This is a genomic window from Streptomyces sp. JLSY215, assembly GCF_059682825.1.
On sequence record NZ_CM185022.1, the window covers coordinates 5,010,866 to 5,030,519 of the forward strand.

Here is a 19,654-nt window from a genome sequence, read left to right on the forward strand (position 1 = left end):
GACGCCCGCGCCTCCGCCGGGCCCGCTCAGGCCGGGGACATTATCTCGTAGAGATTTCCGGCCTCGTCGCGGAAGTACAGGCCGCGGGCGCACAGTGGGTGATCGATCCGGCCGTTGTCCGGCGCGGCGGGGTCGTTGCCGTACGCAATGCCCGCCGACCGGATGCGGGCGAGGATCCCGTCGAACGTCTCGGGGTCGACATCGAAGGCCAGATGATGTCCTTCGGGGTCCGGCACGGTCATGAAGTCGAGGGTGAGGGAGTCGTTCACGCGGACCGGGGCGAAGTGGCCCCCATGGCCGTCCGGCGGGAGCTCCTCGAGGCCCATGACCGTCGCGAAGCGCCGGGCGGCCGCGTGGCGGTCGACGGCCGGGACGATGGTGTGGTTGAGGCTGATGGTCATCGGGCGCTCCCCGGGTCGTTGAGGGTGCCGTGCAGCAGTACGGCGATGAGCTCTTCCGGCGACAGCGGGGCGTCGGCCTCCGCGACCGGGGGCCGCATCCGTGTGAAGAGCAGGCCGAGGAAGGCGGAGGCGACCTTCTCGGGCGGCAGGCGCAGGGCGTCCTGGTCGGGTTCGATCAGGTCGATGATGCCGTCGCGCAGGGAGGCGAAGGACCGCGCCCGGCTGTCCGGCGCCGGCCCGCCGGCCGGGCGGTCGGCCGGGTGGGCGGGGCCGCCGGGCTCGCGCCCGCGGCGATGACCGGAGGCGTGCAGCGAGCCGACCACGGTGCCCACCCGCTCCAGATGGGCATGCAGCGCCTCGGCCGCCTCCGTCAGCCGTATCTCCAGGGGCTCCGCGAGGTCGATGGAGCCGAGCTCGCGCAGCACATGGTCCGTGCCGATCGCCTCCGCGACGCAGGCGTCGAGCACCTCGTCCTTGTCCTTGAACGCCCGGAAGATCGTGGCCTCACCGATCCCGGCGGCACGCGCTATCTGGCTGGTGGTGACGGCCGCTCCGTACTCCGCCACCAGCGGCAGCGCGGCCCTCACGATCATGATGCGGCGCTGGTCGATGCTCATGCCGGGGGCGCGGCGGCGGGGTGCGGCCGGGCCGGCGGATGCCGTTTCCGCAGCAGCCTCTGAAGTATCCGAAGTGCGTTGCGTCATAGCATTCACGGTACGGAGTGAGTGCTCACTCCGTCAAGGAATTTCCTCGCCCGCTCCGCGCGCAAGCGCGCCCGACGTCCGGTACCTACACTTTTGTCCGTCGCTTCGAGGGAAGGGCACGGAAGGACGACGCGTGATGGGCATGGACTGGAAGCTCGAACTGGTGCCGGTTCCGGTGTCGGACGTCGACCGGGCGAAGCGCTTCTACAGCGAGCAGGTGGGCTTTGCCGTCGATCACGACACCCGTGTCGGCGAGGACGTACGCATCGTGCAGCTGACGCCGCCCGGCTCGGGCTGCTCCATCGTCATCGCCGAGGGCGCGGGCATCGTGGCGTCGGAGCCGGGGTCGGTGCAGGGGTTGCAGCTGGTCGTCCCGGATATCGCGGCGGCCCGCGCCCAGTTGGTCGAGCGGGGTGTGGCGGCCGGTCCCGTACAACATGTGGAGAACGGGGCGATGGCCGACGGGCCGGGCGAGCCGTGGAACTCGTTCGTCTACTTCAGCGATCCGGACGGGAACGGCTGGGCCCTGCAGGAGCGGCCGGCCGAGGGGGTGAGGGGGGCGTGACCGGAATACGGTTGCCCGGAATCGTTCCGATGCGCTTGCATTGAAACGCCCGCCGCGAGGCGCGCGGCGGGCCGGAACGAGCGAAGGGGCGGGGCGTCATGACGGAGACCGACAGTGGACTCGCGCGCGCCAACGAGGCGTTGGCGTCGTACGGGCTGTCCGAGGACGGGTGGCGGCGCACCCCGAGTGAGAACCTCCAGGAGCTGCTGGCGGACCTCATGCGGTGGTGCGACGCCACCCAGCACGGCTTCGACCGGGCGTTGCAGGCCGCGCGCGCCCGGCATGCCGCACGCGAGCGGCAGGCCGGCGGGAGCGGCCGGGCATCCGCCGGTTGACCCGTCACAGCCCTTGTGCCGCCATCCATTCCGGGTCGGGATCGATGGTCTGGAGCACCTCGATCAGGGTGCCCTCGGGGCCCCAGACGTTGAAGCGGCGCTGCCCCCAGGGTTCGTCGCGGAGCGGTTCGGCTATGGGGACGCCCTTGTCGCGCAGGGCGGCTTCCTCTGCCGCCGCGTCCTCCACCAGGAAGCCGAGGAGGGCGCCGCCGGTCTTCTGGGCGCGGAAGTCTTCGGGCATCGCCTCGTGGCCGCGCTGTGTGAAGTCGAGGGTGAATTCGGGGTGTTGGGGGTGCTGGAGGGAGGCGTACCAGCCGAGCTCGACGAGCGGCCGGAAGCCGAAGTGGTCGGCGTAGAAGCGGGTGCTGGCGACGACGTCGTCGGTGAGCAGGGCGGTGCCGAGTTTGCTGAATCGCATACGGGGATTCCTTGTGTTCGTTGCCGTGCCGAGTGGTCGCGCGGCGCAGGCCGGGACGGCCGCAATCGGTTAACCACTCCGCTTGTAGTGCTCTATTTGTAGTACTCTTCCCGTAGTGGTTGCAAGTGGTTTCGGGAACGAGTTTTTCCGGGACCCGGCGGCCTCCGGTGCGGGCCCGAGCGGCCCGAGGAGGGAGAAGAGCGCAATGGTGCGTAATCCGGAGCGGCGTACGGCCCTGGTGGACGCCGCGATCGAGGTGCTGGCCAGGGACGGCGCCCGCGGGCTGACCTTCCGGGCGGTCGACGAGGCCGCGGCGGTGCCGAAGGGGACCGCGTCCAACTACTTCTCCAGCCGTGACGATCTGCTGGGCCAGGTCACCGGCCAGATCCACCAGCGCATCGCCCCCGACCCGGACGAGGTCGCCGAGGTGATGGCGGCGCCGCCGAGCCGGGCGCTGGTGGCCGAGCTGATGCGCTGGATCAACCGCCGGGTGACGGAGAACCGCACCGGCTATCTGGCGATGCTGGAGCTGCGTCTGGAGGCCACCCGGCGGCCCGAGTTGCGGGCGGAGCTGACCCGGGTCATCCGCGAGACGCTCGACGAGGACATCCGCTTCCATCTGGAGGGCGGGCTGCCGGGTGACCGGACGGCCGTGATGCTGATCTATCTGGCGATGACCGGACTGATGCTGGAGCAGCTCACGCTGCCGGGGGTGGTGCCGGTCGAGGAGACGGACGGGCTGATCTCCACGCTGGTCGACCGGGCGGTCGGCTCGGAGGCCGAGTAGCCGGGCAGGCGGGCGCGGCCGGGTCAGACGCCGTACGGCCGCGCCAGCCGGGCCTCCCGGAGCGCCACCGCCCACCAGGTCAGCTGGCGGAGCAGGGCGTCGGCCGCCTTCGCCGGCAGGGCCGGGTCGCGCAGCTCGCCCTCGTCGTCGAAGAGGCTGCCGGCGAGCGGGAAGCTGACCGTCTCGCGCACCGTGGTGGCATGCAACTCCGCGAACACCAGCCGGAGTTGCTCGACGGCGCGCAGGCCGCCGGAGATTCCGCCGTACGAGACGAAGCCGACCGGCTTGGCCTGCCACTGCGGATGCAGCAGGTCGATGGCGTGCTTGAGCGGGGCCGGGAAGGAGTGGTTGTACTCGGGGGTGATCACGACGAACGCGTCCGCCTGGTCGATCCGCTTGGCGAAGGACGCATACGCCTCGGTGCCCGCGCGGAGCTCGTACGGGCGGATGGCGCCCAGGTCGATGACGTCGACGTCGATATGGGTGTGGGTCTCGGCGTGCCGGGTGAACCAGTTCGCGATGACGGGCGCGAACCGGCCCTCCCGGGTGCTGCCGACGATCACGGCGAGGGTGTGGCGGTGCTCGGCGGTGTGCTGTGGCGCGGACATGCGGGGCCCTTCGTGGCGGGGGCGCGCGGCCCGGAGGACGCGCACACGGCGGTGTTGCCGTCAGGGCCCCGACGCTAAGACCTCAAGTGACGTTGAGGTCAAGGCGTGTTGTCGCGCCACCGGTTCATCCCTGGCCGAAGAGCTCCAGCAGCTCCGCCTTCTCGAACATCCGCGCGGTGTCGATCGCCGAGGGGGTGCCCGCCGCCGGGTCCGCGCCGTGCGCGACCAGGACCTTGATGACCTCGTCCGCGCCCTTGAACACCGCCCCGGCGAGCGGCGTCTGGCCCCGGTCGTTGGGGCGATCGGGGTCGCCGCCGCGCTGCAGCAGGGCCTCGACGGTCGCCGCGTGGCCGTGGTAGGCGGCGAGCATCACCAGGGAGTCGCCCTTGTCGTTCGTCAGGTTGGCGGGCACACCCGCGTCCACATAGGCGGCGACGGTGTCGGTGTCACCGTGCCGCGCCAGGTCGAACACCTTGGCCGCGAGCTGCAGCACCTCGGGGTCGTGCGCGTGCTCGATCGCCTCGGGCCCCTGCGGCTCGGAATTCGCGTCGCTCATGGTCGCCGGCCTCCTGATGTGGTGGTGGGTGTCCGGGAGCATGGGAGAGGCTCCCGGACACTCGTGCAAACAATCGTGGTCTGTCCTCGCCACCTTATGCAGGCCAGGAGGCGAGGGGCAGTGGCCACGGCCGCCGTTTCGGCGGGGATCGCGCGGGGCCGTCGGACCGGCCGGAAGCCGCTGGTCAGAACATGTCCGGGCACCACGGCCGCCGCGCCGTGCGCAGCAGCGTGTCGGCGGTGGCGAGCGCGCCCGGCCGCTCCTCCTGCACCCGGCCCAGCGCCGCCAGCCGGGTGGCCGCCGCGTCGCCCAGATAGAGCTCCGCCAACTCGCCCACCCCCAGGGTGAGTTCGGCGGAACGGGTGGTCGGCGTGCAGGTGGCGCCCGCCGGGCCCGCGTCCAGCAGGAAGCGCCCGCCGGCCAGCCCGGCGCGGTCCTCGACCTGCAGGACGAGGGCGCCGGCCACCGGGTACGTACGGGCCTCCAGGAGGCGGGGGACGTCCAGCGGGCGCAGCCACAGATAGTCCGAGTGCTCCTGGATGACGGCGGCCCGCGGGTCGCCCAGGAAGTCCGGCAGCAGATCGTCGGGCGCGCGCTGGCCGGTGTGGACGTACTGCACCCAGTCGATGGAGCACAGGAACCGCCACAGCGCCCGCTCGGCGGCGGGCGAGGTCGCTATCAGGCGATGCACCTGCGCGGTGTTCTCCGGTCGCTTGGCCTCCCAGCGCGCCTCGTAGGAGTAGTCGACCAGGCCCTCGATCTCGCCGGCGGGGGAGCGGTAGACGGCGTAGTGCCGCTCCGCCGCGGTGTCGCCGGTCAGCCGCACGGCCCCGGTGGCCCGCTGCCACCACCAGTGATGACGGGAGACCGCGCCCGGCACCCGGACGCGGAACCGGTCGTGGAGGCCGGGCCCGAACGCGCGGACCTCCTCCGGGGTGGCGAAGTCGATCCGGCCGCCGCTCTCCGGGGCGGCGTGCCGCGGGTCGAGCGCCGCGCGGGCCGTGTCGATACGCCAGCTGGTGGTCCAGGCCGCCGGGCCGAAGCCGAACCGCCCGTAGATCGGGTACTCGGCGGCGACCAGGCTGGCCACGACCTCACCGCGTTCCTTGGCCGCCCGCAGGTCCTTCGCCATGATCCGGCTCAGCAGGCCGCGGCGCCGGTGCGTGGGCAGGACGGTCACGGCGGAGACGGCATCGGCGGGCACGACGGCCCCGCCCACCACCGTCAGCTCCTGCGCGAAGCTGCGGAAGGTGGCGACGCAGCGCCCGCCGTCGTACGCACCCCAGGTCCGCTCCGGGTCGTAATCCGCCTTCCGGAACGCGACGTCCTCGTCGGAAGCCTCCGGGGGGCGAAGAAAGCCCGTCGCCAGGGCCACGATCCAGTCGTGGATGTCCTCGTCGCCGATGGTGCGGATCTCAGGGTCCATACCCGCACGCTAGTCACGGGTGGGCGGGCGCGTCGCGCGTTTTCCCGCGTCCCGGCCGTAGCCGCCGTCCTCATGCCCTCGCCGTGCCGCCGAGGGCATGAGGACCGGAGATCCCCGCCCGTCAGAACGCCGCGCGGATCTCGCCCACCCGCGCCCCGCCGCCCAGCAGCGGTACGTCGTCGATCTGCTTCAGCACGGGGTCGTCGATGCCCATCTGCCGCAGGACGCGGGCCAGTACGGGGCCCAGGGTGCGGGTCGCGCCATCGTCGATCTTGAAGGCCAGGGCCCGGCCGTCGGGCAGGGCCAGCGCCTGGACGGCCTCGGCGCCCATCTTGGACAGGGTGCCGGGCAGGGCCCGCATCAGCCAGGTGTCGGGGCGGCGGGTGCCGGCGACGTACTCGGGGTGGGCGCGCATGGCGTCCGCGACCCGGCGCTCCGGGGTGCCGGGCTCGGCCAGGACGAAGTGGCGGAAGGCGCGGGCCAGGCCGGTCAGCGACAGGGACATCAAGGGGGCGCCGCAGCCGTCCGTGCCGATGTGCGCGACGTCCTCGCCGCTGGCCTCCCGGACGCCCGCCAGGATCAGCTGCTGGAGCGGGTGGTCCTGGTCCAGGTAGGAGTCGAGCGGCCAGCCGTTCAGGGCGCTGGCGGCCAGCATCGCGGTGTGCTTGCCGGAGCAGTTCATGGTGAGCGGGTCGCGGACGTTGCCCGCGGCCAGGTAGGCCTCCGCCTCCGCCGGGTCCAGCGGCAGGTCGGGCGGCGTCTGCAGCTGCTCGGCGGTCAGGCCGTGCTCGGTGAGCATGGTGCGGACGAGATCGAGGTGGAAGGGCTCACCGGAGTGGCTCGCGGCGGTCAGCGCCAGCCGCTCGCCCGCCAGGTCCAGGCCGGCCCGCAGCACGGCCGCGGCCTGCATCGGCTTGTTGGACGAGCGGGGAAAGACGGGGGCGGCGCTGTCGCCGAGCGACCACTCCACGCTGCCGTCGGCGGCCAGCACCACCAGGGAGCCGCGGTGGCGGCCCTCGACGAAGCCGGAGCGGACGACCTCGGCGAGGACGGGGGAGGCGGGGGCTTCCGGGGACTGCACAGATACCGGCGCGGATGCCGGTGCGGATACCGGGTCGGATATCGGGCTGGGCGAGGTCATCGGCGGCCTTCCGGAGGATGGGATGGACCCGCACCCCGAGGGCTTGTGGCCTGGTCAGGACAGCAGGTCGTCGACTTGTGCTTCACCTTCACGGTACCTGCGGGCAATCTCCCCGCTGCAATCGTCGGCCATCCGCTGCAGCGACGAACGGCGCAGCGAGATGCCCCGCTCGTGGCGGATCAGCCGCGCCATCGCCGCATGCAGCTCCTCGTCCGTCCGCGCGCTCAGGTCGGACAGCTCCACCTCACCGAGCATCTCCTCGGCCAGCCGGCGGTACTCCTCGCTGTGCGGCGTGCCCAGCGTCACATGCCGGGCCGAGGAGCGGTGCCGCGACGGGACGTCCGTGAGGATCTCCGGGAGGCGGTCCAGCAGCGGCGAATGCGGCGTGGTCCGGTGGGCGATCTCGGCCCGCAGGATGTCGATCCGGCCCTGGAGCAGCCGCCGCAGATAGCTCAGATCGGCCTCTTCCTGCTGCGAGTCCCGCCGCACCACGCGCAGCTCGGGCAGGCCCAGACCGGACAGGTCGGGCGTGGCGACGGGGCGGAAGCGGTCACGCTGCTGCGGCGGGCGGGGGTGCTGCGCCTGGCCTGCCTGGGGCATGGGGCCGTCCTCGGTGCGGGCGGGCTCGATGCGAGCCGTTGTCGTGGTCGTCAGGGCAGTGGGGGGCTTCAGAGGGATGGGCGTCTCTGGGGCGGTCGGTCTCATCCGGGCGGCCGGCGACGCGGGTGCGGCCGGTGTCGTACGGGCGGCTGGTACGGGACCGGGTGTCTGTCCGGAGCCGGCAGTGGTCATGAGTCGTTCCGTCCCCTTGTTTGGCGCGGCATCCAGGGCATGTTGTCCGTGTAACGCACCACGTGCACGCATCGTGCCACTCTGGGCGGTCCATGTGCAGGGCAAGGGCACCCGAACGGCCCCTGCGGGGGTACGGCCGTCCGCAGGCCGAGACGCCCGGGGCATGATGGCGCGTATGCGAGCAGTGGTACAGAGGGTGGACGGCGCACGCGTCGAGGTGGCGGGCGAGACGGTCGGCGAGATCGTCGGGGAAGGGCTGTGCGTGCTGGTGGGAGTCACCCACGAGGACACCCGCGAGAAGGCGGCGCAGCTCGCCCGCAAGCTGTGGTCGGTGCGGATCCTGCAGGGCGAGAAGTCCTGTTCGGACAATGGGGCGCCGCTCCTGGTGATCAGCCAGTTCACTCTCTACGGTGACGCCCGCAAGGGTCGCCGCCCCACCTGGAACGCCGCCGCCCCCGGCCCGGTCGCCGAGCCCCTCGTCGACGAGGTCGTCGCCCAACTCCGGGCCCTGGGCGCCCGGGTGGAGACCGGCCGCTTCGGCGCGGACATGAAGGTGTCCCTGACGAACGACGGGCCGTTCACGGTGCTGGTCGAGGTGTAGGGCCTGTCCGGTGGGTCATGGCCGGGTCCGCCCCTGACCCACCGGACGGGCCCCGACCCCCGGCGCGCTCTGCCCCCGGCCCGTCGGCGTCGCTACGGCGCGACCACGACCTCCTGCGCCGCCGCCGTCCCCCCGGCCATCAGCTCCGCGTCCACCGGGACGTTCCGCTTGATCAGGGCGAGGGCGATCGGGCCGAGCTCGTGGTGGCGGACCGAGGTGGTGATGAAGCCGAGCTGGCGGCCCTCCTCGCCCTCGGACGCCAGGCGTACGGGGGCGCCGTGCGGTGGGAGATGGACCTCGCTGCCGTCCAGGTGGAGGAAGACCAGGCGGCGCGGCGGCTTGCCGAGGTTGTGGACCCGGGCGACGGTCTCCTGGCCGCGGTAGCAGCCCTTTTGGAGGTGGACGGCGGTGCCGATCCAGCCCAGCTCGTGCGGGATGGTGCGGTGGTCGGTCTCCAGGCCCAGGCGCGGCCGGTGCGCCTCGACGCGCAGGGCTTCGAGGGCGAGGATGCCGATGGCGGGTCCGTGAGCCGCCGCGAAGGACTCCAGCTCGGCGCGCGGCAGGAAGAAGTCGCGGCCGTGCGGGGTCTCCCGGACGACGGCGTCCTTGGGCACCTCGGCGATGGAGCCGGCCGGCACATGGACCACGGCGATCTCCGCGGTGCGGTCGGCGACCTCGACCCGGTAGAAGAACTTCATGCTCTCCAGGTAGGCGATCAGCGCCTCCTGCCGGCCGGGCTCGGTGTGCAGCCAGGTCGTCTCGCCGTCGTCGACGAGATACACGGCGTGCTCGATATGGCCGTGCGCGGAGAGGATCAGCGCCTCGGTGGCCTGGCCGGGCGGCAGGTCGCTGACGTGCTGGGTGAGCAGCAGATGCAGCCAGCTCAGCCGGTCGGCGCCGGTGACCGTGACCACGCCGCGGTGGGAGAGGTCGACGAAGCCGGAGCCGTCGGCGAGGGCGCGCTGTTCCCGGAAGAGATCGCCGTAATGCGCGGCGACACCTTCATCGGGGGCCTCGGCGGGCACCGCGCCGGGCAGCGACAGCAGGGGGCTGGCGTAGGAATGTCGCAGCATGGAACCAGCCTACGGCGCGGCTAGCTCTGTTTCCGAGCGGCCTTCTCCGTGCACGCCGCACACCGCCCGAAGATCGCGAAGTGCTTCATATCGGTCTCGAAGCCGAACTGTCCGCGCAATTGGGTCGTGAGGAGATCGGCCACCGAAAGGTCCGCCTCGATCACGTCCGTGCAGTCCCGGCACACCAGGTGGATGTGGTGGTGCCGGTCGGCCAGGTGGTACGTCGGCGAGCCGTGTCCGAGGTGCGCGTGGCTGACCAGGCCGAGCTCCTCCAGCAGCTCCAGGGTCCGGTAGACGGTGGAGATGTTCACGCTGCCCGCCGTTTTGCGCACCTCGGTGAGGATGTCGTCGGGGGTGGCGTGCTCCAGCCTGTCCACGGCCTCCAGGACGAGCTGGCGCTGTGGGGTCAGGCGGTATCCGCGCCTGCGGAGGTCGCTCTGCCAGTCGGTGGTCACCACACGCCCAGTGTAGGAGGGCCGACGGCCGGGTGCGTATGCGCCGAGCCGGCCGGCCATCGCGGACGGGCCCCGACGCCGCCAACTGCCGGGCGGTGCCACGGCAGTTGGCGGGTGGTCCCGTCCGGGGGGAGCGGCGCTCGCCGCCCTGCTCAGCCCTCGTAGGGCGTGCCGTCCGGGCGGAAGAAGGAGACGCCGTCAGGCATGTCGTCGGGCAGGCTCTCGGCCCATGCCTTCAGGTCGCCGACCTTCTTCAGATGCGCCGACATGTAGGGGCGCAGCGGCACCTCGGGGGTGGCCTTCTCGCCGACCCACATCAGGTCGCCGTTGACGTAGCCGTAGAGCCGCTTGCCGCCGCTGTACGGGCCGGCCGCGGCGGTGCGGGCGACGGCGTCGGTGGCCAGGTCGATCTGCGGCTTCTGGTCGGCCAGCTCGCCGTACCAGACCTCCGCCACGCCCTGGTCGCGGACCATGACGATCTCGACCTTGCGGTCGGCGTCGATGCGCCAGTAGCCGCTTTCGGTCTCCAGGGGGCGGACCTTCTTGCCCTCGCCGTCGAGCACCCAGCTGTGCGAGGTGTATTCGAGGAAGTCACGGCCGTCGTGGCTGAAGGTGACCTCCTGCCCGAAGTTGCACTTTTCGGCGCCCGGGAAGTCGGACACGCCCGCGCCCTCCCAGGTGCCGAGGAGGAAGGCGAGCGGCACCAGGGCCGGGTTCAGGTCGGACGGGATCTCGATCATGAGAGCTCAGGCGATCTATAGAGAGGGGAGGGTTTGCTCGGCGGGTCCGTCAGCGCTGGCCCTGGTACAGCTTCTTCCAGGTCAGGCCGGCGAAGGCGATGACGCCGACGGCGACCAGGACGAGCAGGGTGGTGAAGAATGCCTCAAGCACGAGCGCGCTCCTTGGGCGGAGTGTGGTGTAACGGACCGCCTGTGAGTCTAGTCGGCGACGGTGACGGCGGCGCTGTGAGGTCTGCCCCCAAGCTCTTGAGGAGCAGGGGGACCCCCCTTGACCTCTCGGGGAGTGGGGAACGTCCCCGTTAGCGGCCCGCGGCCTACTCTTGCCGTATGGCGAAAAAGCTCGTGATCAAGGTGACGGCGGGTGCGGACGCGCCCGAACGGTGCTCGCAGGCGTTCACGGTGGCGGCGGTGGCGGTGGCCAGCGGCGTCGAGGTGTCGCTGTGGCTGACCGGGGAATCGGCGTGGTTCGCGCTGCCGGGGCGGGCCGCGGAGTTCGAGCTGCCGCATGCGGCGCCGCTGCCGGAGCTGATCGACGGGATCCTCGCGGGCGGCGGGGCGATCACGGTGTGCACCCAGTGCGCGGCCCGGCGCGGTATCGAGCAGAAGGACCTGATCGACCGGGCGGGGATCGCCGGCGCCCAGGTCTTCGTCAGCGAGATCATGCCGGAGGGCGTGCAGGCGCTGGTGTACTGAGCCCGGGGTGCACGGAGCCGGCGGGCGGCTACTGCGGGTGCTGCTGGTCGTCCCGGTCGTCCAGCTCGCGCCACCAGCGGTCGGACTCCGGGTCGCCGCACTCGTCCCACCAGCGTTCGCCGGGCTCCCGGCGGTTGCCGATGATCGCCGCGACGGGCGGGATGACCATGGCGACCACGCACATCGCCACCGCGGCCGGCACGGACCACAGCCGCACCACGCTCCACGCCAGCACGAACAGCACCAGGCATACGCCCATCAGGAGGAAGTACCTGCGATGACGGCGTTGTGGTGCTGACAGCCGACGGTGCGCGTACATACGTCCACGGTAAGTCCGCGGCTGACGGGTGAGAAGCCCGGCGCAGCGCGGAGGGCCGCACCCCGCCAAAGGCGTCCAAACCCCTGGGGTGCGGCCCTCCGGCCGTACTCGTGCCGTGTGTCAGACGGCGATGGCGACCTCCGCCAGGCCACCCTTCTGGGCGACGACGGTGCGGTCGGCGGTGCCGCCCGGAACGAGCGCACGCAGCGTCCAGGTGCCCTCGGCCGCGTAGAAGCGGAACTGTCCGGTCGCCGAGGTGGGGACCTCGGCGGTGAACTCGCCGGTGCTGTCCAGGAGGCGGACGTAGCCGGTGACGGGCTGGCCGTCACGGGTCACGCTGCCCTGGATGGTCGTTTCGCCGGGCTTGATGGTCGAGGCGTCGGGGCCGCCTGCCTGTGCTCCACACATAGGGGTACTTCCTTGAGGGGTAAGGGAGAAGCTCTGGGGTTACTTGTTGGCGCCGAGCTCGATCGGCACGCCGACCAGCGAGCCGTACTCGGTCCACGAGCCGTCGTAGTTCTTGACGTTGCTCTGGCCGAGCAGCTCGTGCAGCACGAACCAGGTCAGCGCGGAGCGCTCACCGATGCGGCAGTAGGCGATGGTGTCCTTCGCCAGGTCGACGGACTCCGCCTCGTAGAGGGCGGTGAGCTCCTCGTCCGACTTGAAGGTGCCGTCGTCGTTGGCGTTCTTCGACCACGGGATGTTGCGGGCGCTGGGGACGTGGCCGGGGCGCTGCGACTGCTCCTGGGGGAGGTGAGCGGGCGCGAGCAGCTTGCCGCTGAACTCGTCGGGGGAGCGCACGTCGACGAGGTTGAGGTCGCCGATCGCGGCGACGACGTCGTCACGGAAGGCGCGGATGGAGGTGTCCTGGGCCTTCGCCTTGTACTCGGTGGCCGGGCGGGCCGGGACCTCGGAGCCGTCGACCAGGTCGCGGGAGTCCAGCTCCCACTTCTTGCGGCCGCCGTCGAGGAGCTTCACGTCCTGGTGGCCGTAGAGCTTGAAGTACCAGTACGCGTAGGAGGCGAACCAGTTGTTGTTGCCGCCGTAGAGGACGACGGTGTCGTCGTTGGCGATGCCCTTCGCCGAGAGCAGCTTCTCGAAGCCCTCCTGGTCGACGAAGTCACGGCGCACCGGGTCCTGGAGGTCCTGCTTCCAGTCGATGCGGACCGCGTTCTTGATGTGGTTCTTGTCGTAGGCCGAGGTGTCCTCGTCGACCTCGACGATCACGACCTTCGGGTCCTCGAGGCGGGCCTCGACCCAGTCGGCGTCTACGAGGACGTCGCTACGGCTCATGTTCTTCTCCTCCGGGGCAGTTGCGGGGGGCAGTGGCAGGTTTGCACGCGAATGCGCCATTTGTGTGCGGCGGCACCCCGTCAGACGGGAGGTCTGTGCGAGGGGTGCCGCGCGACGCTGCGCGGGGGACATGCGGGGGACGACCCCGAGGGGGCCGCGCCGGTGCGGACGGGGAGCGGAGTGCCCGTCAGGCAGGGCGACAGAGCATGGCGGCGACGCGGCACAGGTCGACTGCCCGCCGCTTCGTCAGTACCGCTTGCCTCCGTGGACGGAGACCGCTCAATGCGCTCTGCATGGCACCGATCGTAGGGACGGACGGCCGGGCGTGTCACCGGTGCCTCAAATGCTGAGACGTGATTGTCCGCAATGTGGGATGCGGTGCTGCCGGCGAGGGGTGCGGGCGGGTCCGGGGTCGCCGGTGCGCGGGTGGAGGGTCTGGCGTACGGACGGTGCCGTCTCAGGTTGTGGACGCGGCGGGTCGGTGGGGCGATCCGCCGCGGAGGTCCGGCCGGTCAGCTGGGGAGCTTGACGTCCGTCCCGGAGGCGGTGAGGGAAATACCGTCCGCCTTCGTCACGACCTCGTCCAGCTTCAGGTTGCCGGGCAGCTGCGACAGCGTCCACTCGTGGTCCGTCTGCGAGCGCACCCCCGACTGGCAGCTCGGGATGGCCTTGCACATCGCGGGGATCTCGTCGGCGCGCAGCTTGACGGTGTTGCCGGAGACGGTGAGCGACCCGGTCACCTCGAGATTGTTGAGCACCGGGATGTTCGGGGAGATCTTGACCTGGCTGCGGCCGTTCTTCTCACCGGCGTAGCTGATCTTGACCTCGCCGCCGGCCGCCTTGGTCAGGTCCGCGTAGGAGATGTGCGCCTTGCCGGTGGCCGAGGCGGCGCTCTGGATGGAGGTGTAGTCGCTGCCCAGCGTCACGTCGTGGAACTGGGCGCTGAGCTTGTCCACGCGCAGGGTGTGCCCCTGGGCGCTGGCCGACATGCCGCCGAGCTCCGCGTCCACCTCGTCCAGGCTGCGGCCGAGGACCTGGGTCAGGAACGGGAAGCCCTTGATCGAGACCTCGGGGGTCTTCTCCAGCCCCTGACTGCTGCGGATCTTGTCCGCGGCCATGTCCTCGGCGTAATTCACCGCGAGACGGTCGCCGATCACGAACAGCGCGCCGAATATGACGACGATCACCAGCAGCACTCGCAGTGCACGCATCGAACCACTACCCCCACACAAGGGCCGGACGCCCGGCCGTGTCTTCGGTGCAAACGGCACAGGCCCCCTGCCTGCGCACCGGGAGCCTAGACGAGGACGCCCGGCGGGTGCGCGCCGCGGCCACCGGGAGGTGCCGTTCCTCCCGGTGGCGCCCGGTCAGCCCAGGGCGCGGCCCAGGACGTATACGGCGGGCGCGGCGAGCGCCAGCGGCAGCGCCACACCGGCCGTCATGTGCACGAACCGCGACGGGTAGTCGTAGCTGGCCACCCGCAGGCCGATCAGGGCGCAGCCGCCGGCCGCCAGGCCGAGCAGGGCCCCGGACGTCCCGAAGCCGGTCAGCTGCCCGGCCCCGATTCCGGCGCCCGCCGCCGCCACCAGGGCGATGGCCACCGAGACGAACGAGGGCAGCGGCAGCGCACGGGCGAGCGTCGCCACGGCGACCGCGGCGGCGCCGACCGAGACCGCGTGCGGGGCGGCGGCCAGGTGGCCGGAGGCGAGCACCGCCAGCGCGGTCGAGGTGAGGCCCGCGGTCAGCGCGTACATCCGCTCGTCGGCGCTGCTGCGGTTGCGCAGCTGGAGGACGAGGACGAACGCACACCACACGCCGAGCGTGCCGATGGCCACCACGGGGGCGTCCGCGCGGTCGGTGGCCAGCAGCGCGACATCGGTGGTGAGCCCGGCGAGGAAGGCGAGCGCGATGCCCTGGCGGGCGGGCCACATGCCGTTCAGCCGGAACCAGCCCGCCGCCGTGACCGCCTGCAGCAGCACCACCGGCACGGCGAGCACCGGACGGGGCAGCGGCGCGGTCAGCGCGAGCAGCGCGGCGAGGACGGCGGTCAGCACGGCCGGCTGCATGCCGGGCGCGATGATCGGGGAGCGGCCCTCGGCGCGGGCGCGCTGGTTGGGCGCCAGGTGTGCGGTGGACGCGGGCGAGGCGGCGGGCGCGGCGGCGGCGCCGGGCCGGGCCGACTGCGGGTGCTGCCGGGCGTCCGGCTCCTGGGGCGCCAGGGTGGCTTGGTGGTGCTGGGAGGGGAAGGCGGCGGGGTCCGCGGGCGGCGGCGTGCCGTACGGGGCCTGGCCGTATGCGTCCTGGCCGTATGCCTCTTGGCCGTACTGCTCGTGGCCGTGCCCGTACTGCTGCTGCTGCGCATACGGGTCGTACGGCTGCGGCGCCGGCTGCCGGTCGTACGGGGCCCCGTAGGGATCCTGCGGCTGGTACCCGGGGTACTGCTGCGGCTGGTTGTCGCTCATGTTCGTGTGCTCACCCTCCGGCGAACGGGGGCAGCACCTCGACGGTGCCGCCCTGGGACAGTTCGACCGTCGCGTGGTCCCGGGAGCCGACGGTGGTGCCGTTCACCAGGAAAGAGCAGCGCATCAGGACGCGTGCGAACTCCGGGTTGGCGGCGTGCGCGGCGCGCGCCGCGTCCAGTGCCTCGGCGAGCGTGCTCGCCGCGTACGGCTCCTCGGCCGTACCGGCCGCGGCCTTGGCCGCCGCCCAGTAGCGCACGGTGCCTGTTGTTGTCACGACGGCCCCTTCTCCTTCGTTGCCGCCACCATGATGGCGTACGCGGCGACCGGCCCGGCTCCCGGCCGCGGCCCGGTGACGCCTCCCGGCGGGCCGCGCAAACCCGGATAATCGATTGCCGAAGGCAATTTTTCCCTTAGGCTCGGTCCGTGTTGGTCCGACTCGCGCGGGCGCATCTGCGACCCCACAGGCGCTCGATATCCCTGATCGTGCTGCTCCAGCTGATCCAGACACTGGCGAATCTCTATCTCCCCACCCTGAACGCCGACATCATCGACAGCGGCGTCGTCCAGGGGGACACGGGCTACATCCTCCGCCTGGGCGGCTTCATGATCGCCGTCACGGTCCTGCAGATCCTCTGCGCCATCGGTGCGGTCTACTTCGGCGCCCGGACGGCCATGGCGCTCGGCCGCGACATCCGCGCCGCCGTCTTCGACCGGGTGCAGTCCTTCTCCGCCCGCGAAATGGGCACCTTCGGCGCACCGTCGCTGATCACCCGGACCACCAATGACGTCCAGCAGGTCCAGATGCTGGTGCTGATGACGTTCACGATGATGGTCTCGGCGCCGATCATGTGCATCGGCGGCGTGGCCATGGCGCTGAACCAGGACGTGACGCTGTCGGGCACGCTCCTGGTCATCGTCCCGGTCCTCGGGATCTTCGTCTCGCTGATCGTGCGCCGGATGCGCCCGCTCTTCCGCGGTGTGCAGACCCGTATCGACACCGTCAACCGCGTGCTGCGCGAGCAGATCACGGGCATCCGCGTCATCCGCGCCTTCGTCCGCGACCGGCACGAGCGCGAGCGGTTCGCCGGGGCCAACACCGATCTCTACGACATCTCGCTGCGCGCCGGCCGACTGATGTCGATGATGTTCCCGCTGGTCATGCTGATCGTGAACCTCTCCAGCGTGGCCGTCGTCTGGTTCGGCGGGCTGCGGATCGACAGCGGCGAGATGCAGATCGGGGCGCTGACGGCGTTCCTCAGCTACCTCATGTACATCCTGATGTCGATCATGATGGCGACGTTCATGGTGATGATGCTGCCGCGCGCCGAGGTCTGCGCCGAGCGCATCCAGGAGGTGCTCGGCACGGACACCAGCGTCGTCCCGCCGCAGCACCCCGTCACCGAGCTGCGCCGCCACGGCGAACTGGAACTCCGCGGTGTCGAATTCCGCTTCCCGGGCGCCGAGGAGCCGGTCCTCAAGGACATCTCGCTGACCGCCCGCCCCGGCGAGACCACCGCCGTCATCGGCTCGACCGGCAGCGGTAAGTCCACCCTCCTCGGGCTGGTCCCCCGCCTCTTCGACGCCACCGGCGGCGCGGTCCTGGTGGACGGCGAGGACGTCCGCACCCTCGACGAGGAGACGCTGGCGAAGGCCATCGGCCTGGTCCCCCAGAAGCCGTATCTCTTCTCCGGCACGGTCGCCACGAACCTCCGTTACGGCAATCCGCAGGCCACCGACGACGAGTTGTGGCACGCCCTGGAGACCGCCCAGGCGCGCGAGTTCGTCGAGCGGATGGACGGCGGTCTGGACGCCGCCATCGCCCAGGGCGGCTCCAATGTCTCCGGCGGCCAGCGCCAGCGGCTCGCGATCGCGCGCGTCCTGGTCCGCAAGCCCGAGATCTACCTCTTCGACGACTCCTTCTCCGCCCTCGACTACGCCACCGACGCGGCGCTGCGGGCCGCGCTCTCCCGCGAAACGGACCGGGCGACGGTGGTGATCGTCGCGCAGCGGGTGTCGACCATCCGCGGCGCCGACCGGATCGTCGTCCTCGACGAGGGCAGGGTCGTCGGCACCGGCACCCACACCGAGCTGATGGCCGGCAACGACACCTACCGGGAGATCGTCCTCTCCCAGCTCACCGAGCAGGAGGCGGCGTGACCACCGCGGACAGGAATGCGGCCGCCCCCGAGGCCAAGGCGGCGCCCCGGCGCGGGCCCGCCCCGATGGCCGGGCCCGGCCGGATGATGGGCGGCCAGCCCACCGAGAAGTCGATGGACTTCAAGGGCTCCGGCAAACGGCTGCTCGCCCAGATGCGGCCCGATCGCGCCGTCATATCCGCCGGGCTGCTGCTCGGCGTGCTGGGCGTGGCGCTGACCGTGACGGCGCCCAAGGTCCTCGGGCATGCCACGGACCTGATCGTGGCCGGTGTCATCGGCAGCCGGCTGCCCGAGGGACTCACCAAGGCCCAGGCCGCGGCCCAGCTGCGCGCGGACGGTCAGGGCGGGCTCGCCGACATGGTCGGCGCGCTGCCGGTCGTCCCCGGCCTCGGCATCGACTTCGGCGCGATCGGCGTCGTCCTCCTGTGGACCACGCTGATCTACGCCGGAGGCTCCCTCTTCGGCTTCCTCCAGGCGCGGATCGCCACCTACGTCGTCCAGCGCACGGTCTTCCGGCTGCGCGAGCAGGTCGAGGAGAAGCTGGCCCGGCTGCCGCTGAGCTACTTCGACAAGCAGCAGCGCGGCGAGGTGCTCTCCCGGGCGACGAACGACATCGACAACATCCAGCAGACGCTGCAGCAGACCCTCAGCCAGATAGTGACGTCGCTGCTGACCATCGTCGGCGTCCTCGCCATGATGTTCTGGATCTCGCCCCTGCTGGCGCTGGTCGCGCTGCTCACCGTCCCGCTCTCGGTCCTGGTGGCCACCAAGGTCGGCAAGCGCGCCCAGCCGCAGTTCGTCCAGCAGTGGAAGAGCACCGGCAAGCTCAACGCGCACATCGAGGAGATGTACACCGGGCACTCCCTGGTCAAGGTCTTCGGCCGGCAGCGGGAGTCCGCCGCCCTCTTCCGCGAGCAGAACGACGCGCTCTACGCCGCCGGGTTCAAGGCCCAGTTCATATCCGGGATCATCCAGCCCGCGATGATGTTCATCGGCAACCTGAACTACGTCCTGGTGGCCGTCGTGGGCGGACTCCGGGTCGCCTCCGGTGCCCTGTCCATCGGCGATGTCCAGGCCTTCATCCAGTACTCCCGCCAGTTCAGCCAGCCGCTCACCCAGGTCGCGTCGATGGCCAACCTCGTCCAGTCGGGCGTCGCCTCCGCCGAGCGGGTCTTCGAGCTCCTCGACGCCACGGAGCAGGAGCCGGATGCCGAGCGCCCGGCCCGCCCCGACGTCGTCACCGGGCGGGTCGCGTTCGAGGACGTCTCCTTCCGCTACGACGAGGCGAAGCCCCTCATCGACGGCCTCTCCCTGAGCGTCCACCCCGGCCAGACCGTCGCCATCGTCGGCCCGACCGGCGCCGGCAAGACCACCCTGGTCAACCTCCTGATGCGGTTCTACGAGGTCCGCGGCGGCCGCATCACCCTGGACGGCGTCGACATCGCCGCGATGTCCCGCGAGGAACTGCGCGCCCACATCGGCATGGTCCTCCAGGACACCTGGCTCTTCGGCGGCACCATCGCCGACAACATCGCCTACGGCGCCCCCGAGGGCACCTCCCTCGACAAGGTCATCGAGGCCGCCAGGGCCACCCACGTCGACCGCTTCGTGCGCACCCTCCCCGAGGGCTACGACACCGTCATCGACGAAGAGGGCAGCAATGTCTCCGTCGGCGAGAAGCAGCTCATCACCATCGCCCGCGCCTTCCTCGCCGAACCCGCCATCCTCGTACTGGACGAGGCCACCAGCTCGGTCGACACCCGCACCGAGGTCCTCATCCAGCACGCCATGGCGCAGCTCCGCACCGGCCGCACCAGCTTCGTCATCGCCCACCGGCTGTCCACGATCCGCGACGCGGACCTCATCCTCGTCATGGAGTCGGGCGCCATCGTGGAGCAGGGCACCCACGATGAGCTGTTGGCGGCCGGGGGTGCCTACGCCCGGCTGTACGCGGCGCAGTTCGCGGAGGCGGTGGCGGAGCCGGAGTAGCCGGAGTAGGGCGGTCGGCATGTGACACCGGCCGCGCACCCGTGCGCCCCTCGTGCTCCCCCGGGCCGTGAGGGCCGCGCGCCGCGGGAGGCCGGGCCGCCCGGGGAGCCGCCGACGGATCACCCCCGTCGGGTGGGCCG

The 19,654-nt window shown here is 71.5% G+C and carries 25 protein-coding genes; 7 read left to right on the forward strand and 18 right to left on the reverse strand.

Going from position 1 to position 19,654, the window contains the following annotated elements:
* Window positions 1–26 precede the first annotated feature (26 nt).
* Together AC5677_RS22505 and AC5677_RS22510 are read right to left on the reverse strand one after the other, a co-directional pair.
* On the reverse strand, window positions 27–401 hold the full coding sequence (locus AC5677_RS22505) for a VOC family protein (protein WP_497189718.1): 375 nt from the start codon (window positions 399–401) through the stop codon (window positions 27–29).
* Window positions 398–994, reverse strand: coding sequence for a TetR/AcrR family transcriptional regulator (locus tag AC5677_RS22510; RefSeq protein WP_497196718.1), 597 nt, complete (start codon window positions 992–994; stop codon window positions 398–400). The genes AC5677_RS22505 and AC5677_RS22510 overlap by 4 nt, the downstream gene beginning before the upstream one ends.
* 253 nt (window positions 995–1,247) lie before the next feature.
* Here AC5677_RS22510 and AC5677_RS22515 point away from each other — a divergent pair, with 253 nt between their 5' ends.
* Window positions 1,248–1,670, forward strand: coding sequence for a VOC family protein (locus AC5677_RS22515; RefSeq protein WP_497196719.1), 423 nt, complete (start codon window positions 1,248–1,250; stop codon window positions 1,668–1,670).
* A gap of 98 nt (window positions 1,671–1,768) precedes the next feature.
* Window positions 1,769–2,005, forward strand: a complete 237-nt coding sequence (locus AC5677_RS22520) for a hypothetical protein (protein ID WP_497189719.1) — start codon at window positions 1,769–1,771, stop codon at window positions 2,003–2,005.
* A 4-nt stretch (window positions 2,006–2,009) separates the two neighbouring features.
* Here AC5677_RS22520 and AC5677_RS22525 read toward each other — a convergent pair whose 3' ends face one another.
* The gene (locus tag AC5677_RS22525) at window positions 2,010–2,423 is read right to left on the reverse strand and encodes a VOC family protein (RefSeq protein WP_497189720.1); all 414 of its coding nucleotides are present in this window, start codon (window positions 2,421–2,423) and stop codon (window positions 2,010–2,012) included.
* 205 nt (window positions 2,424–2,628) lie between these two features.
* Between AC5677_RS22525 and AC5677_RS22530 the strand changes: the two genes are divergently transcribed.
* Entirely contained in the window at window positions 2,629–3,210 is a 582-nt protein-coding gene (locus AC5677_RS22530) for a TetR/AcrR family transcriptional regulator (protein WP_497189721.1), read from the forward strand.
* Between the two features lie 23 nt (window positions 3,211–3,233).
* On the opposite strand, the gene AC5677_RS22535 is transcribed toward AC5677_RS22530, so the two are convergent.
* The 5 genes from AC5677_RS22535 to AC5677_RS22555 form a co-directional block, all read right to left on the reverse strand.
* On the reverse strand, window positions 3,234–3,818 hold the full coding sequence (locus AC5677_RS22535) for an NADPH-dependent FMN reductase (RefSeq protein ID WP_497189722.1): 585 nt from the start codon (window positions 3,816–3,818) through the stop codon (window positions 3,234–3,236).
* A 124-nt stretch (window positions 3,819–3,942) separates the two neighbouring features.
* Window positions 3,943–4,374 carry an ankyrin repeat domain-containing protein gene (locus AC5677_RS22540; protein WP_497189723.1) on the reverse strand — a complete coding sequence of 144 codons (432 nt, stop codon included), beginning with the start codon at window positions 4,372–4,374 and terminating at the stop codon, window positions 3,943–3,945.
* A 184-nt stretch (window positions 4,375–4,558) separates the two neighbouring features.
* Window positions 4,559–5,800, reverse strand: a complete 1,242-nt coding sequence (locus AC5677_RS22545; protein ID WP_497189724.1) for a GNAT family N-acetyltransferase — start codon at window positions 5,798–5,800, stop codon at window positions 4,559–4,561.
* 121 nt (window positions 5,801–5,921) lie between these two features.
* Entirely contained in the window at window positions 5,922–6,941 is a 1,020-nt protein-coding gene (locus AC5677_RS22550; protein WP_497189725.1) for an asparaginase, read from the reverse strand.
* Window positions 6,942–6,995: 54 nt separating this feature from the next.
* Window positions 6,996–7,541: an RsiG family protein gene (locus tag AC5677_RS22555; RefSeq protein WP_497189726.1), complete on the reverse strand. Its 546-nt coding sequence runs from the start codon at window positions 7,539–7,541 to the stop codon at window positions 6,996–6,998.
* Between the two features lie 367 nt (window positions 7,542–7,908).
* On the opposite strand from AC5677_RS22555, the gene dtd reads away from it, so the two are divergent.
* Window positions 7,909–8,334 carry a D-aminoacyl-tRNA deacylase gene (gene dtd, locus AC5677_RS22560; protein WP_046926656.1) on the forward strand — a complete coding sequence of 142 codons (426 nt, stop codon included), beginning with the start codon at window positions 7,909–7,911 and terminating at the stop codon, window positions 8,332–8,334.
* 92 nt (window positions 8,335–8,426) lie between these two features.
* Here the strand turns inward: dtd and ygfZ are convergent, their stop codons facing one another.
* From ygfZ to AC5677_RS22575, 3 genes are all read right to left on the reverse strand, one after another.
* Window positions 8,427–9,407: a CAF17-like 4Fe-4S cluster assembly/insertion protein YgfZ gene (gene ygfZ / locus AC5677_RS22565; RefSeq protein WP_497189727.1), complete on the reverse strand. Its 981-nt coding sequence runs from the start codon at window positions 9,405–9,407 to the stop codon at window positions 8,427–8,429.
* A 20-nt stretch (window positions 9,408–9,427) separates the two neighbouring features.
* The gene (locus tag AC5677_RS22570; protein WP_497189728.1) at window positions 9,428–9,865 is read right to left on the reverse strand and encodes a Fur family transcriptional regulator; all 438 of its coding nucleotides are present in this window, start codon (window positions 9,863–9,865) and stop codon (window positions 9,428–9,430) included.
* A gap of 149 nt (window positions 9,866–10,014) precedes the next feature.
* The gene (locus tag AC5677_RS22575; protein ID WP_497189729.1) at window positions 10,015–10,602 is read right to left on the reverse strand and encodes a heme-binding beta-barrel domain-containing protein; all 588 of its coding nucleotides are present in this window, start codon (window positions 10,600–10,602) and stop codon (window positions 10,015–10,017) included.
* Between the two features lie 327 nt (window positions 10,603–10,929).
* On the opposite strand from AC5677_RS22575, the gene AC5677_RS22580 reads away from it, so the two are divergent.
* A complete protein-coding gene (locus AC5677_RS22580) occupies window positions 10,930–11,295 on the forward strand; it encodes a DsrE family protein (RefSeq protein WP_497189730.1) in 366 nt (121 codons plus the stop codon).
* Window positions 11,296–11,323: 28 nt separating this feature from the next.
* On the opposite strand, the gene AC5677_RS22585 is transcribed toward AC5677_RS22580, so the two are convergent.
* The 7 genes from AC5677_RS22585 to AC5677_RS22615 form a co-directional block, all read right to left on the reverse strand.
* Window positions 11,324–11,614 carry a DUF3099 domain-containing protein gene (locus tag AC5677_RS22585; protein WP_497189731.1) on the reverse strand — a complete coding sequence of 97 codons (291 nt, stop codon included), beginning with the start codon at window positions 11,612–11,614 and terminating at the stop codon, window positions 11,324–11,326.
* Window positions 11,615–11,734: 120 nt separating this feature from the next.
* Window positions 11,735–12,022 (reverse strand): DUF1416 domain-containing protein, encoded by a 288-nt coding sequence (locus tag AC5677_RS22590; RefSeq protein ID WP_030660503.1) that lies wholly within the window; start codon window positions 12,020–12,022, stop codon window positions 11,735–11,737.
* Window positions 12,023–12,061: 39 nt separating this feature from the next.
* Window positions 12,062–12,907 (reverse strand): sulfurtransferase, encoded by an 846-nt coding sequence (locus AC5677_RS22595; RefSeq protein ID WP_497189732.1) that lies wholly within the window; start codon window positions 12,905–12,907, stop codon window positions 12,062–12,064.
* 187 nt (window positions 12,908–13,094) lie between these two features.
* Complete coding sequence (locus tag AC5677_RS22600; RefSeq protein WP_393538362.1) at window positions 13,095–13,202, reverse strand: putative leader peptide; 108 nt, start codon at window positions 13,200–13,202, stop codon at window positions 13,095–13,097.
* 217 nt (window positions 13,203–13,419) lie between these two features.
* Window positions 13,420–14,118 carry an LmeA family phospholipid-binding protein gene (locus AC5677_RS22605; protein WP_497189733.1) on the reverse strand — a complete coding sequence of 233 codons (699 nt, stop codon included), beginning with the start codon at window positions 14,116–14,118 and terminating at the stop codon, window positions 13,420–13,422.
* A 156-nt stretch (window positions 14,119–14,274) separates the two neighbouring features.
* On the reverse strand, window positions 14,275–15,369 hold the full coding sequence (locus AC5677_RS22610; protein WP_497189734.1) for a hypothetical protein: 1,095 nt from the start codon (window positions 15,367–15,369) through the stop codon (window positions 14,275–14,277).
* 10 nt (window positions 15,370–15,379) lie between these two features.
* Window positions 15,380–15,643 (reverse strand): MoaD/ThiS family protein, encoded by a 264-nt coding sequence (locus AC5677_RS22615; protein ID WP_497189735.1) that lies wholly within the window; start codon window positions 15,641–15,643, stop codon window positions 15,380–15,382.
* A gap of 149 nt (window positions 15,644–15,792) precedes the next feature.
* On the opposite strand from AC5677_RS22615, the gene AC5677_RS22620 reads away from it, so the two are divergent.
* Window positions 15,793–17,526, forward strand: a complete 1,734-nt coding sequence (locus AC5677_RS22620; protein ID WP_497189736.1) for an ABC transporter ATP-binding protein — start codon at window positions 15,793–15,795, stop codon at window positions 17,524–17,526.
* A gap of 86 nt (window positions 17,527–17,612) precedes the next feature.
* Window positions 17,613–19,514, forward strand: coding sequence for an ABC transporter ATP-binding protein (locus AC5677_RS22625; protein WP_497196720.1), 1,902 nt, complete (start codon window positions 17,613–17,615; stop codon window positions 19,512–19,514).
* Window positions 19,515–19,654: the final 140 nt, after the last annotated feature.